Genomic DNA, 13,528 nt, shown 5'->3' with positions numbered 1-13,528 from the left:
GGTGAGGCAATCAAATGATGATTACCTCACTACTTACACACGAACTTGAGCCGTATCAGCGTTTCCTTGCCTTCTTAATTCATAAAATTCTTTAGGCGGCCGATATCCAATACTGGCATGAATCCGACGTTCGTTATAGAAATGCATAAACTGGCTTACAGTTTCGTATGCTTCACGATACGTCCCAAACACATGTCTCTTCATACATTCTTCTTCTAAAATACTGTGAAATGCCTCAATATGTGCATTCATATTCGGTGTACGAGGTGGAATTCTCTCGTGTTCTACACCAACATTTTCGCAGGCTTCTTCAAAGGCACGAGAGACGAACTGAGGACCATTGTCTGTTCGAATGACGGGTTTGTGCTTTTCTTCAAATTGGCGACGTTTCCATAATGCGTGTTGCACAGTATGTACGGCATCATGTGCTGTACAAGATGTTCCAATGTAATAAGCGATAATTGCACGGTCATACACATCAATGACAGAGAGAATAAAGAAAAAACGATCTTCTCCTTCTATGTAACCGTATTTGATATCCATTTCCCACAATTCATTGGAGTTTGTAATCACTCGGTTACGTGCGAGACGTTTCTTGTGCCGAAGGCGCAAACGACGCTGTGGGCGAAGGAGGTTGAGTTCCTTACATAAGCGATATACCTTTTTGTGGTTCACAATCAGTTGGTACTCTCGTCTGAGCGCATACGTGATTTTTCGATAGCCGTATACATAACCATCTCCGGCTATTAGTTCGGACAACCACTCTTTGATTTGTTCGTCACCAATTCGCTTTTTATCGGTTGTCAAAGAAAATCCTGGTGCTGGTCGGCCCTCACTTACCGTTTGGACGGAATCCTCTGTACGCTCTTGATAGTAATAGGTAGAGCGAGAAATCCCCAAAATCCGTAACACTTGTTGTTTTGGATAGCCTTTGTCAATCCAACTTTTCGCTACTTCCAGCTTTTCCGTAAATGAGGGTTCTTCTTTTTTAGTAAATCGCGCAAGATGGAAATCTCTAAATCTTTCTCACCCAGAAGTTTCTTCAGTTGATCATTCTCTTGTTCCAACTGTTTCACTTCTACAGGAGAAGGAACATCTTCTGATAGAATCGTTTCAACATCTTGTTCAAATTCTTTTACCCATTTATAAATGAGATTCGTATGAATTTCATAACGTCTTGCGACAGCTGCGTAATTGCCAACTTCTTTTGCTTCTCGAACAACTTGTAACTTAAATTCCTTCGAGTATTTATTTCGTTTCATCAAAAAATCCCCCTGACACTTGTTACTCTAAGTATAAAAAATCTCACCTTAGAGTGTCCAAGTTCATTAGGGGGCTAAAAAGATAATAAATAAGAGCTCTGTTAAATTAAAATGTTGATTTTTGAACCGAAAAAGAGGCTGTCTAATTAGACAACCTTGACGAATTCTTATTCAACTAAAGCTAGTTTTCAATTCAGTCTCTAAATCCTATTTTTTTGGTTCTTTTTGCCGACATAAATATGCATAGCCTATTGCTGCTCCTGCTAATACAGGTAATGATGCTACATATTTTCAAGCCATTCTCTTTGATGCTTATCGTTTGGAATCGCTAGCAGCAAACTTATTCAGGAATCCCCCAAATAACATCTCCATATTTGCAAATTCTTTTCTCTTTTTCGTTAACCGTTTAAATTTAAAGTACTTCATCTTTCTTAATTCCCTAGTAAATTTATAACACTCTTTATTAAGCTCGTAAATCCAAGTAACGCGATTACAACCCCAATTACGACCATAATGATTGCTTTTTTCTTGAATTCCTTTTCCATATCGCCGTGACACCTCTTTTAAGATTATTTAAATCACACAGTAAATATAAACATCTGTGTGATGAACGTTAGTCCATACGTTACTAAAAATACAATTAGGCCAATCTTTATTATTTGATTTCCTAAAACAGGTTTATCCAAGCTTGACAAATATAGATAAATGAAAGCTACTAGTAATACCTGTAAAATTGGTGACCATCCTAGCCATTGAAGGTTCTCCAGATCGTGCAAGCCTGCGGTTACATAGGGAAAATTTGGAATAGATGATTATTTCGGATAAAAAAATAAAAAAGCCATTCTAACCTACAAGTTTACTACTACTTGCGTAATTAGAATGGAACTCTTTTATTTGGTATGTTATTATAATCATTCATAAACTCCTTAAGCTATAGCTTTTTCAAGGTAAGAAACACCTAATTCGATAGCTGAACTTGCTCCAAAGCTTTTATTTACCAGAAAAGGCACCCCGTTTTTTTAGCTAATTCTTTTGCTACATCCATCGCAACATGTCCACCAGCTTAAGATTGAAATACTACAACGTCAGCCTTATTAATTAAACTTTTAAAGCTTTTTTTAATACCTCCTTTATTCTTCGCATCATGAAAAATAATATTTACCCCCTTTTTTTCTGCTAATTTTTCAAGAGTGTTTTTTTGTGAACCACCTAATACAAAAATCGTTTTTTTCATATGTAATTTCCTCTCATCGTTTTTTATAAATTACTGTTTTGGGTTGAATATTGAAAATTTTTATGATTACTTTAGCTAGAATTACAGATCCTACTTGAAGTGTTAAAGCAATAAAAGCAAATACGTATAGAGCTAAAAAGAAAGCAATAACTGCTAAAAAAATGAGTACGATACCTGTAAGTATTAATGCTGTGAATACTGCTAAATCACTTGCATTTGCAGTTTTCTGCATGATAGGAGCCATCAATTCAGATGTATGTAACCATTTTACAATCTCATTCCAATACTTGACCGGATAATACAATACAGCAATAGAAGCAAAAATCCCTAAAAGACCTGTTAATCCAGTGCTTTTACCAAGTCTATACATTTGATACGCATGCGCTAAACGAAATAGTTCATTCATGTTGGTCTCCTCCGTTAAATTTATATAGTTAGATTATATACTTTAAAACAAGGAGGTGCAATGAGAGTATAAAATATTTTGTGTAAATAGCCGTAAACATAGAGAAAGGAAGACCTTTTCTTGGTAGAATTAAGTCACCACAACTAATCCCAGAAAAGAGGTCTTCCTATGAATTAGTTTACAACAGAAATGGTCGATGCACTAGTGAAAAAACAAGATATTACAGAAGTTTTTCGCTCGCATCTTGAAATGGCTATAAATACTCTTTTGGCGGCCGAACTAACAGAATTCCTAGACTATGAAAAATATGATCGTACAGGCTTTCACTCGGGCAACTCCCGCAATGGGTCTTATTCACGCACGCTTCACACGGAGTACGGTGATTTAACGATTCAGATTCCACGTGATCGTAATGGCGAGTTCAAACAACAGACAATCGCACCATACAAGCGTTCAAATGACACGTTAGAAACAACCGTCATCCACCTATTTAAAAAGGGCATTACGATGGCTGAAATCGCGCATTTAATCGAGAAAATGTACGGGCATCACTATACGCCACAAACGATTTCGAACATATCAAAAGCTGTTTCTGAAAATGTAGAAGCGTTTAATAATCGCCCACTGCACAATCGTTACGTATGTGTGTATTTAGATGCGACGTATATTGCGGTGCGCCGTGACACGGTTTCTAAGGAGGCTGTTTATATCGCTGTTGGTATTCGTGAAGACGGCTCAAAAGAAGTGCTGGCATACACAATTGCCCCAACAGAATCTGCTTACAACTGGCAAGAGCTGTTGGAAGAGTTAAAGGAGCGTGGCGTTGAAGACGTTTTATTATTCGTTTCAGATGGTTTAAAAAGTATGGCGGACGCTGTTTCCAAAAGCGAAATATCAAGTGTGTCTTGTACATGTTGGGCGTAATATTGCCCATAAAGTGCGTGTAGAAGATCGCCAAGAAATTGGCGAGGATTTCAAAACAGTCCACCAAGCCATGGATGCAGAAACAGCCAAGCAAGCTCTGGATGCATTCTGTGATAAATGGGGCAAATCTTATAAAAAAGTCACGCAATCCTTGCTTGAAAATCCACATCTCCTAACGTTTTATCAGTTCCCAAAAGACATTTGGCGAAGCATTTATTCGACGAATTTAATTGAGTCTTTTAATAAACAAATCAAGAAACATACAAAGCGCAAAGAGCAGTTTCCGAACGAGGAATCGCTGGAACGCTTCTTAGTGACGCAGTTTGAAGATTATAACGAACGTTTCGCTACACGTTGTCACATTGGCTTTAACAAGGCTCGTGCAGCACTAGAAGAAATGTTTGAAAATTTGAAATAGGATTCATTCGCAGCCCGAAAAATCGGCACACAATTTTGGTTTCTAGGAAAGGGCTAGCCCTTTCCTAGAAACCAAAATCAAACCTCCGAACAAGTTCAATTGAATATCGAAGTGACCGCCTACCTGAAAAGGTCTTAAAGTCATTTACACAAAAATATTGACACTCCCGGTGCAATGATTAATTTCATTAAATTTAATGAAATTATAAAAATAAGAAAGGCACTCTATTTAAATTCATAGAGTGCCTTTCTTTATTGTTTTAATCCTCAACGGGAAGATCAGGTATATCAGGTATATCTGATATATAGGTTACTATTTTACCTTGTTTATTGACCGAGACGTCTATAACTTTGGTATCAATGAAATTCTTTTGATAAAACTCTATCTGTATGGTGTATACGTCTGTTTCAGTAGCAGCATCTCTTTTTACAGCAACTATATGACCGTTATACTGTTAAACGTAATTTGCAACAGCGTTCCTTTCGGAACCGTCACTGACATTTCCTAAGTACATTCAGAACCGCCATTAACGTTGGCTATACGGATAACTAGTTTATCCGCTTGTTAAATACATCCAAGCTCTTTCTCGCCTTAAAACAAAAAGCACACTTCCCAATGTACAGTGGAAGCATGCTTTTATTCGGCTAGAGGTTCCCCTTATTTCTTCCGCTTAATCCATCTATATAGGAAGAATAGTGCTGCTATTACGAGAATCCAAAATAGCCAACCAAAGACCGAGGTCATCAGAGTTATCATACTGCACCACCTTTCGGCTTAAACTCAATTGGTTCCAGTGTAAAGTACCTTGTTGTAGGCTCGGGCATATAGATAAATGCTCCAAGTACCACCCCAAACGGAAGTGAGATTTAAAGTATAGCGGGAGTCCGCAGGAGCGCCAGCTGTTTCCGTAGTTGTAAGAATTTTTAACGAGTCACTTTGAACTGTGTAGGGAGGGGTTACAAGCTTCCACTTCTCGTATACTCGGTTGAAAGTAGTTCTACCTGTGCTGCTGCTAACATAAAGATCAAGTTTATAACTAAAGTTCACAGATGCTGAGTACCAATAAATTTTCCAAGTGCTTGAGCCATTGCCAAGGTTGTACTGGCCGTATTGAATTGGATCCTTAGGGTTTATGACGGGAGTTGACGTTGGTTCCAACGGTTCAATTCCAACAACACCTAAGTATTCTCCATTCTCGCTGTATACTGATTTTTCCTGCTTCTCTAAACGAGAAAGGTCAAATTGGAACTCTTGTTGCTGTAAAGCGGAAATAAACTCTGCTGTTTGAATGTCCAATGGTGGTGTGCTAGGGTCTTCAGCTGCTGAAGCTATCGAGGTATTTAATCCTGCACCTAGGCTTAAAAACATGAGTGTCAGGAAAGACAGAAATGCTACAATCTTCTTCAAGCTATTCATCCTCCTTTTGCCTTAATACCCTAATATCTTGGTGTTACATAATCATCCACCTTCTTCACTTTATTAATCTTACAACTGTGTTAGAACTGACTTCACATACTATTCATGAAATTAGAAAAAGACCCGTGCGGGTCTGTTAGTAACTCTGGTCTATTAAAACCCGTTCTACGGTATCTGCATCAACAACCTTCTGCTTTTGTATAACTATGTCTAAGAGACAGTCTGTACACATGCGGTTAGTAAGCCTTAATATTCCCTTAGTATGCTTGTAAATTTCTCGCAAGGCTGCCGTACTAAATATCTGCTGCTCTTCTCCCACGACCTTCAGCTGGTGAGAAACATAGCTTGCCAGTTCTTCCTCCCCTAAGCCAGTTAAGTGAAAGCGGGTTGTAATCCGCTGAGAGATAGCTTCTAGGCTGCTAATTTTAAGCTTCTCACGAAGCTCAGGCTGACCAACTAAAATAAGAGCCAGTGGAGATAAGGAATCAATTTGAAAATTAGTTAAGAAACGTATTTCCTGCAACATGGTTGCTGACAATAAATGTGCCTCGTCTATTACAACGATAGGTGTTCGTCCCTTGTTAACGTAAATGTCCATAAGAGCTGCTTTAAATTGCCGCTTTACATCGTTTACAAGAAATTTCGGTTCAATTCCTAATTGGATTAACATCTCCCTATAGAAGTCCCTTGGCTGGAGAGAAGAGTCAGACATATATAAAAACACATGCTCACTGGAAGATAGACTATCCCGCAAAGCTCGAATGGCTGTTGTTTTTCCGGCACCGACATATCCGGTAAGCATCCCAAACTCCCGCTGCTGAATCATGAACTGCAGTCGTGCTTGTGTCTCCTTAAATTGCTCAGACAAATACAGATTATTTGTAGAAATATGCCGTTGAAAGGGAACGCCATTCCAACCGAAGTGTTGCTCAATCATGCTGCTTTCCCTCCATCAAATCCACATAACGCATTCGACCAAGCTTCTTTTGCCTTTGTTTTTCGTGTTCCGGCTGCATCAATTCTAGGAAGTTTAAGCCTGTTTTTTCGGCCAAAGGCTGCGGATAGTCTTCTTCCCCAAGTTTTTGGTCACGAGACCGTTGGAGTTCCAACGGAACTGCGTTAGGATACTGCTTGCTTTCATGCCAAACCTCAAGGTGAGCCAGGTTAATGGGGTCGTACCGAATAGTAATTTGCTGCTGTGCCAATTCAATAGCGACTTCGTACTTGTTCCCTTGAAAGGAAATACATCCTGTCTTGTCCACTTTCCGGGTAGCTTCCCACAGAAATGCGCTTTGAAGGTCGGCAATAGTAGGGTAGTGAAGAGGGTGTTCATCCTTCTCAAACCGTTCCCGGGGTGTTTGCTTCGTTTCTCCATGCCGTCTCTCATGATACATCGTATCCACCCAAATCTGAAAATAACGGTTAAGATCATCGAGAGTTTGAATTTTTCCCGATTCAATCAGGTCGTAAGCCTCCGGCTTAAAAGAAGTGTCTACAAACCGGAAGTAGCGTTCCAATTTACCGCGTCCCTCCGGCCGCCCAGGAGTAGAGTGCGTAAGAGTGATGCCCAGCTTCGCACAAGCCAATCTGAGTACATCCGCCCGGTAAATGGACCCGTTATCTACGTAAATTTTCTCCGGTTGGCCATGGCGCAGTATGGCCTTCTGTAAGCAATCCTCTAGCTGTGGGCCGCGTTCCTCCCAGTGGAACTCCCCATGTACAATAAGCCGGGAGTAGTCATCTAAAAAGGCGAACAGTTTCGCCAAACGTCGGCGGTTCGGATCCTTCGGATCAGGCAGATAAAGGGTATGCTGTACATCGCCCTGCCAACAAGCATTCCGATGAGGTGCTTCAAAGCGGCGGTACTGACGGCCTGGCTGCTTTTGAAGCACTGCGCGAGTTACATTTCTCTTGCGAAGCTGCTTGGACAATGTACTTTCTGAAACGCCCCCAGGCTCAGCGAGCCCGGCTAACTCTAGTATTCGTATTACTTGCTGGACAGATCGCTCTGGTCGCTCTGTTTTTAGCTCAATTGCCTTTTCTAATACTTCTTCTGAAATAGCTCTTGGCGAGCTTGGAGTTCTTCCTGCTGGCTTTAATGCTTCAAAGCCGTCTTTCCGATAGTTCTGAATATATCTTTCTAATGTTCTAATGCTCACCTTCTGTAATTCTCCCTGAGGATTGCGATGGAATTGACTGGCTGTCGTCCGTAGATATTGTGCCAACTCCCCGGGCTGTAACTCCCTGGAAACTGCACTTGATATCAGGCCGGAGAGAGGGTGAGGAGCTGAAGCATTTATTTTTTTCCAGAGCTCCACTGTCAATAGGTACGCGACTTGCTCTGTATTATATTTCCGGAAGTACTGGTTTGGGCGAGATAGAGGATCTAGGCTTAAAAGCGTTCTTGCCAGCCACTTGCTCACTTCCTCATTTCTACCTCTCCATTCTTTCTTCCAACGTTTTAATGTTTGTCTTGCTATTCCCCCTGTAGTGGGGGACTGAAACATGTTCTGTATATGGCTGTAGCTTCTCTTTCGTAGAAATATGGAGACCCAAAACTGTTCGTACACCAGCGTATAATGCACTCTGTATGGAAATAGGAAGCTTGGCAACAGCGAAAAGGTCTTACGGCAACATGAACAGCGCCACCGGTAAATAGGGATCCAATAGACTCCCACCTTGGTGACGACACTTCTCACATAGCTGCCATGACGATGTAGCTTTCCCCCACAGGACGAGCAGCCCTCTCCCAGTACCGGAGGTATTTTTTGGAACTGCCTCACATACGCCTTGCAACTCTTGGCTATATATTTTATCATAATCATGAATTTGGTTAAGTGTTAGCCCTAGAGAAGCTCCAACTTCTTTAGGGTTTTTATTTTGTCCTCCTGCCGTCATTAGCGATTACGCTTCGCTCTATTGTCGTATATTTTCTTCTATTTGTACCGCCAAACTTCTTTCCTAAAAACCCTCTATTTTCCGCCATTAGACATTACTTCCAATATTATACATTTGATGACCTTTTAGAAAGTACCAAAATACAAATTCGGCAGCTTTCATTCGTTCCTGTTCTCCCATTGTTTTCGGGTTCTTATTAAAAGCAGTCGAGTCAAATAATTTTGGGACATGATAATCTTGATTAGATAACATAACCAATAGCTGTTGTACCACATTATCTCTTGCTACTAACCTCTTTTCTTTAGTTTGAGGCTTTTTAACTTCTGTAATTTGAGGTTTTAGTGCATTATCTTTAGGAATGCCGGTCAAGTCTATGTAGATTTTTAAAATCAGAGCCCCTAAGATGATAAATAGGGATATTCCAATAATTATCCACTTCTTCATGAATTTCTCTCCCGTTACTTAATATTATAATACTTAAGTGGATCAACTGGTACATCATTTACTCTAATCTGGAAATCTAAGTGAACAGCGTAACCAAACCTTATAAGTTTTCCGTTTACGTAATTGCTACCACCCATAGTGCCAATTCTTTGTCCTTTTTTAACAGTAGTTCCAGGAGTAACTTCTATTTTATCTAAATGAATGTATCGAGATACAACTCCATTTGAATGATCAATGTAAATACCCAAGCCACCGTTATTGACATATGTTTTGTGCAGATGAAAAATGCAGAGTTGTGCAGAGCCGAGTGCAGAGGTTTGCAACTTGACATGGAGCCTCTGTGGGCATGACTGTCGAGCCAGAAACCCAGCTGTATCAAGGGGCTGGCATGCCGAACAAGGCTATCATGCCCACCACTCCATATAAAGTTGCTACAGAACAACTTTTCTGCAATACTATGTATTTTCATTTTGCAATAAACAACGTGCAATCCCCTTTGCCATTGCCTACCTCCTCGAATGTATCAGTATCAGCCCCTGATTAAAGAATACAAAATGTAATCTATGTAAATAAACCCTCTACATATATAAATCCATAATAAAAAAAGACGCATAGTCGCGCCTCTTAGGATGTTTTTTGCTTTACATCTTTTAGTAATACTTTTCTTGGCTTACTTCCCTCGTAAGGGCCAATTACCCCATCTGCCTCCAATGTGTCAATAAGTCTCGATGCGCGTGCATAGCCGATTCTAAACTTACGCTGCAACGAAGAAGTAGATGCACTTTGTGCTTGAATAACAAATGCAACGACTTCCTCATATAAGTCATCTTTAGCAGATTGCTTTTCTTCTTTTTTTACATGGGCCTCCAAATTCATCATCTCTTCTTGGTAGTTCGCTTTTTGCTGTGAAATGACATGAGAAACAACTCGGTTTACTTCGTCGTCTGATAAAAAGGCACCTTGCACTCGTGTTGGCCTAGAAGAGCCCGCGGGCATAAATAACATATCTCCCCTTCCAAGCAACTTCTCAGCACCAGAAGAATCCAATATTGTTCTTGAACCAGTCTGTGAAAATACCGCAAATGCGATACGAGAAGGAATATTTACACCCATAATTACATCAACAGAAGCACGTTGTGTGGCAATAATTAAATGTAGCAGTTCTTGCCATCTGTTCTAATCCCATAATAGCGTCTTCAACATCTGATGAAACAACCATTATAAGGTCTACTAGTCCATTTACAATAACTACAATTTATGAAAAAACCTTACTTTTATTTGGTTTAATTCATCATTGCTCATTTTTAAACTTCCAACCTTTCTCACTCTTATCGTTCATCAACATATTCCATAATTGCTTCTTCCCTTTGTACGGCAAATATTCATCGTGAACAGCATGAGCTCTTTTACTGTACTGTTCAAATAACTCGTGGAGCTCTTGATCTGGAAATTGTTGTTCTGTACATAGCGTGAATTGCTTTTCTGTATTTAATGTGTTAACCCTAATCTTATGCTGTAAATAACTTAGTCCTTTTATTTTGCTTCTTGTTAGATTAAGTGCTGCTGATGCTAATACGTCGCCCTTCTCTTCTTTTGCTCCAGGATAATGAGGATCTAGTTCTAATACTTTTTCAAAATCTAGAAAAGCTTGCTTATCCTTATCTTGTTTCAAACGTGCCATCGCGCGTTCAAAATATGCGTCAGGGTAATTGGGATATTCTTTTATTAATTTACAGCAAAGTCGCACAGCTTTTGCATACTCCTCATTATTATAAAAGTCCTGAATCTTCGCAATATATTTCCTGTATTTATCCATACTTTCTTCCCCTTTGTATCCGTCTAGCTATTATATATTGCATCAAAAAACATAATAATTAGTATTGCTTTAGATAAATTCACCGGTATTTAAACTTCGAGAATACTATTAACTAAAACCTATTTAATCACTAGCTCTTACCTAGCATTTTTAATGCCTCACCGTGCTCGGCAATAATCCTACGAAAAATCTCTTCAATTTCCTTATTAGGAACTGTCTTGTCTTCCTCATGTTTTTTTAGGTTTGCATCTTTATTATCTTTTTCCATCTCTTTCTCCCTCGCTTCTTAATATTTCATTTATTTCTTGTTCCGTTCTAATTGATATTTCTTTCTCTTGTCGTATAGATTAATGTTAACCTATTTCTAGATAAAGCAGCTAAAAACCTTCGTTTTGATTAGTACATAGTGGAAATAGAATTTTATATGGAAAGCAGCGCTCTCCTTATATAGAACTAATAATGAAATTTATGAGCTGGACCTAAGACAAACCTAGGGAAAGGCGATGCATGATGAAACAATTAAATCGACCACATGCTTACACATAAAATCTGCACAAAATGTGCACAGACATATTTTTCTTAATTTACTTTATTTAACGTAATTAGTAAACACGTCTCTTCCAAACACTGATGTACCAAGGGTTTATTGAATTCCATTATACGCATTTAAACATATTTTATAGCATTGAACATGCACCTGTTATTCTGGCAGCGTAGAGGTCAGGGGTTCGAGCCCCCTATGCTCCATACTTTTATACACGCATTGTTCTACAACATCTCAATTAAAACTCTCTTTGTATATTAATTGCGCCTTGATTAAAACACTCTCATAACTTCTGTTAGTTCAGAATTCATGAGGGTGTTTTTTTACACCCATACAATTTTTTGCTAACACATACAAAATCTTTATACAAATAAACAAAAAATGTGCTTCCTCATAAATGAGAAAACGCATTTTGTAAGAAGATCTATCACCTGATTAAACGCCATTTAAGCTTTCTTTTCTTTGTCGAACTACCTTATCTTTTTTAAAAACTTTTTGAATTAACGGTAGTACATAATAATCTAATCCATAGCGACCTGCATTATAACCAGCAGCAAGGATGATAAAGCCCATTAAAATGTCAGTTGGATTATGAGATATAGTGCCAGCAAGTAAAAAACTAAAGTTCATGACAATACCGAAAAACGCTGCAGCTGTTGTTAGGCATCCTAACATAAGACCTAATTAAACAGAACAAAAAGCTCCCCACAAAACAAGGTTATCATTCCGCTTCGCACGAACCCCTTATTCTTCCACCTCATCAAAATCCCCCTTTGTTTAGAACTCCCCACAAATTATCATACAAATCATTTTTATATATTGCGAATTAAAGAATCTTTTATAAAATATAAAAACAAACTGGGCGAATTAGATTCGTCCAGTTTGTTCCATGGAGCTCTTGCTATTTAGTTCTCTATTTGCTCATAAAGCTGCCAATTCACCGTTCTTTCCAATCCTATAGAGATAATACCCCCATGATTAACCCGTTAGAAAGGAAGGGCTGAAGCAAAAATGGATACGGCCGTGTGATGTCAGATTTCTTACAAACAGCGATGGGGGCAACCATTTTCAATCTACGAAATCAGATTGAACGCTTGTTTCATACTTTAACAGATAACTTGCAATAATTCCATAAAAAGGGGGATTGGTGAATGAGGCCACTGAAAAAGTAAAAACGCAAAGCCTTCAATCCAGTCCCTATTTTTTTATCTATGATATTGTAGTACCTAAAGACAATATACTTCGCCAGATAAAAGAGCTTGTAGTTAACAAAGATGCAGTGTATGTGTTTCCGACTGGGCATATGGCGGTTCGCAAGGCGCGAACCGGAACAAAGAAAACGAATCCGAACTAGAGTCAGGCCTATTACTTTGATATTGAAAAGTGTAAAGTGTGTCCGCTTTAAACAGGATGTTACAAAGAAGGGACTAAGAGTAAAACATATTCCGTCACCATTAAGTCGACAGAACATCAAGAACAACAGGTTTTTCAAGAAAGCCCTTCCTTCAAAGAAAGGGCAAAAGAACGATACAATTGGGGAAAAGTTCAGATAAAGAGTTACATCTTGAAATTGTAACTCTTTTACTTTTTATACAAACAGTATAAACAAACGCCATACTGTCACAAGAAAAAAAACACAGAATACACCACGAAATCCCCACTTTGTAAATTGCTCTAGTCGTTTTTGCATCTTTCCCTTTCCTGTCCACTCTTCTTTTAAACATTTAATGTCCGCTTGTAATCGCTCTGCTTCTTCTTCAATCTCTACAAGTCGGTTATCTAGTTTTTGTGTATTACCTCCAGATGCATTAATTGATTCTACTAATAAGCTCATATCGCCTAGCTTTTTCTTTTCCACCTGTAAATGTGTCAGTCGCTCGCTTTTTCTCTTGATTTGTCCATCAATCTCTTCTTTTTCTTTTTTAAATGCAAATAACAAGTAACCAAGCAAGACAGAAAATAAACTGACTACAATTACAATAGATAGTATAGGTATACCGGATATACCATAATTCATTTTCTCATTCCTTTCCGTTCAGCGTGTCCTTATTAGTATATGGGGCATTTTTTTAACCATGCTATCTTTAGACAACTAATACCCCAAATATACTCCCCACAGCACAGTGGTAAGTATAATGCAGGAGCACTTATTCTAATAAAAAAATA

11 protein-coding genes and 6 pseudogenes are annotated in these 13,528 nt (G+C 38.8%); 2 read left to right on the top strand and 15 right to left on the bottom strand.

Features of this window, described 5'->3' with window-relative positions:
• Positions 1-33: 33 nt before the first annotated feature.
• The 4 genes and pseudogenes from EEJ45_RS01320 to EEJ45_RS01305 all read right to left on the bottom strand — a co-directional run bounded on the left by EEJ45_RS01320 (position 34) and on the right by EEJ45_RS01305 (position 2,902).
• The gene (locus EEJ45_RS01320) at positions 34-939 is read right to left on the bottom strand and encodes an IS3 family transposase (RefSeq protein WP_281274440.1); all 906 of its coding nucleotides are present in this window, start codon (positions 937-939) and stop codon (positions 34-36) included.
• 11 nt (positions 940-950) lie between these two features.
• Positions 951-1,262, bottom strand: coding sequence for a transposase (locus EEJ45_RS01315; protein WP_124562973.1), 312 nt, complete (start codon positions 1,260-1,262; stop codon positions 951-953).
• Between the two features lie 926 nt (positions 1,263-2,188).
• Positions 2,189-2,496, bottom strand: a pseudogene (locus tag EEJ45_RS01310) (DUF2325 domain-containing protein).
• A 13-nt stretch (positions 2,497-2,509) separates the two neighbouring features.
• Positions 2,510-2,902, bottom strand: a complete 393-nt coding sequence (locus EEJ45_RS01305; RefSeq protein ID WP_124562972.1) for a hypothetical protein — start codon at positions 2,900-2,902, stop codon at positions 2,510-2,512.
• Positions 2,903-3,151: 249 nt separating this feature from the next.
• Between EEJ45_RS01305 and EEJ45_RS01300 the strand changes: the two are divergent.
• Positions 3,152-4,244, top strand: a pseudogene (locus tag EEJ45_RS01300) (IS256 family transposase).
• A gap of 780 nt (positions 4,245-5,024) precedes the next feature.
• Here EEJ45_RS01300 and EEJ45_RS01295 read toward each other — a convergent pair.
• From EEJ45_RS01295 to EEJ45_RS01260, 10 genes and pseudogenes are all read right to left on the bottom strand, one after another.
• Positions 5,025-5,651: a DUF5626 family protein gene (locus EEJ45_RS01295; protein ID WP_124562971.1), complete on the bottom strand. Its 627-nt coding sequence runs from the start codon at positions 5,649-5,651 to the stop codon at positions 5,025-5,027.
• 145 nt (positions 5,652-5,796) lie between these two features.
• Complete coding sequence (locus EEJ45_RS01290; protein WP_124562970.1) at positions 5,797-6,597, bottom strand: ExeA family protein; 801 nt, start codon at positions 6,595-6,597, stop codon at positions 5,797-5,799.
• Positions 6,590-8,359: a DDE-type integrase/transposase/recombinase gene (locus EEJ45_RS18255; RefSeq protein WP_245999814.1), complete on the bottom strand. Its 1,770-nt coding sequence runs from the start codon at positions 8,357-8,359 to the stop codon at positions 6,590-6,592. Before EEJ45_RS18255 ends, EEJ45_RS01290 begins: the two co-directional genes overlap by 8 nt.
• Positions 8,286-8,558 carry a hypothetical protein gene (locus tag EEJ45_RS18600; protein ID WP_164464161.1) on the bottom strand — a complete coding sequence of 91 codons (273 nt, stop codon included), beginning with the start codon at positions 8,556-8,558 and terminating at the stop codon, positions 8,286-8,288. The genes EEJ45_RS18255 and EEJ45_RS18600 overlap by 74 nt, the downstream gene beginning before the upstream one ends.
• Positions 8,559-8,645: 87 nt before the next feature.
• Complete coding sequence (locus EEJ45_RS01280) at positions 8,646-9,002, bottom strand: hypothetical protein (RefSeq protein ID WP_124562968.1); 357 nt, start codon at positions 9,000-9,002, stop codon at positions 8,646-8,648.
• 26 nt (positions 9,003-9,028) lie between these two features.
• Positions 9,029-9,265 (bottom strand): annotated as a pseudogene (locus EEJ45_RS01275) (M23 family metallopeptidase); the annotation flags it as partial.
• A gap of 361 nt (positions 9,266-9,626) precedes the next feature.
• A pseudogene (locus EEJ45_RS01270) lies at positions 9,627-10,257 on the bottom strand (DNA translocase FtsK); the annotation flags it as partial.
• 36 nt (positions 10,258-10,293) lie between these two features.
• Positions 10,294-10,818: a tetratricopeptide repeat protein gene (locus EEJ45_RS01265; protein ID WP_124562967.1), complete on the bottom strand. Its 525-nt coding sequence runs from the start codon at positions 10,816-10,818 to the stop codon at positions 10,294-10,296.
• Between the two features lie 130 nt (positions 10,819-10,948).
• Entirely contained in the window at positions 10,949-11,086 is a 138-nt protein-coding gene (locus EEJ45_RS18245) for a hypothetical protein (RefSeq protein WP_164464160.1), read from the bottom strand.
• Between the two features lie 711 nt (positions 11,087-11,797).
• Positions 11,798-12,046 (bottom strand): annotated as a pseudogene (locus EEJ45_RS01260) (Crp/Fnr family transcriptional regulator); the annotation flags it as partial.
• 571 nt (positions 12,047-12,617) lie between these two features.
• Here EEJ45_RS01260 and EEJ45_RS01255 point away from each other — a divergent pair.
• Positions 12,618-12,932 (top strand): annotated as a pseudogene (locus tag EEJ45_RS01255) (IS5/IS1182 family transposase); the annotation flags it as partial.
• Between the two features lie 18 nt (positions 12,933-12,950).
• On the opposite strand, the gene EEJ45_RS01250 reads toward EEJ45_RS01255, so the two are convergent.
• Entirely contained in the window at positions 12,951-13,379 is a 429-nt protein-coding gene (locus EEJ45_RS01250; protein ID WP_124562966.1) for a coiled-coil domain-containing protein, read from the bottom strand.
• Between the last annotated feature and the right edge of the window lie 149 nt (positions 13,380-13,528).

It is taken from the genome of Ectobacillus antri (genome assembly GCF_003852715.1).
GTDB classification, from domain to species: Bacteria; Bacillota; Bacilli; order Bacillales; family Bacillaceae_G; genus Ectobacillus; species Ectobacillus antri.
Note: the sequence above shows the minus strand (reverse complement) of the source record. Positions and strands in the feature narration are given on the sequence as shown.

Coding starts and splice junctions, on each gene's coding strand:
- EEJ45_RS01315 (WP_124562973.1), bottom strand. CDS start 1,262: ATGAAACGAAATAAATACTCGAAGGAATTTAAGTTACAAGTTGTTCGA.
- EEJ45_RS01305 (WP_124562972.1), bottom strand. CDS start 2,902: ATGAATGAACTATTTCGTTTAGCGCATGCGTATCAAATGTATAGACTT.
- EEJ45_RS01290 (WP_124562970.1), bottom strand. CDS start 6,597: ATGATTGAGCAACACTTCGGTTGGAATGGCGTTCCCTTTCAACGGCAT.
- EEJ45_RS18600 (WP_164464161.1), bottom strand. CDS start 8,558: ATGACGGCAGGAGGACAAAATAAAAACCCTAAAGAAGTTGGAGCTTCT.
- EEJ45_RS01280 (WP_124562968.1), bottom strand. CDS start 9,002: ATGAAGAAGTGGATAATTATTGGAATATCCCTATTTATCATCTTAGGG.
- EEJ45_RS01265 (WP_124562967.1), bottom strand. CDS start 10,818: ATGGATAAATACAGGAAATATATTGCGAAGATTCAGGACTTTTATAAT.
- EEJ45_RS18245 (WP_164464160.1), bottom strand. CDS start 11,086: ATGGAAAAAGATAATAAAGATGCAAACCTAAAAAAACATGAGGAAGAC.
- EEJ45_RS01250 (WP_124562966.1), bottom strand. CDS start 13,379: ATGAATTATGGTATATCCGGTATACCTATACTATCTATTGTAATTGTA.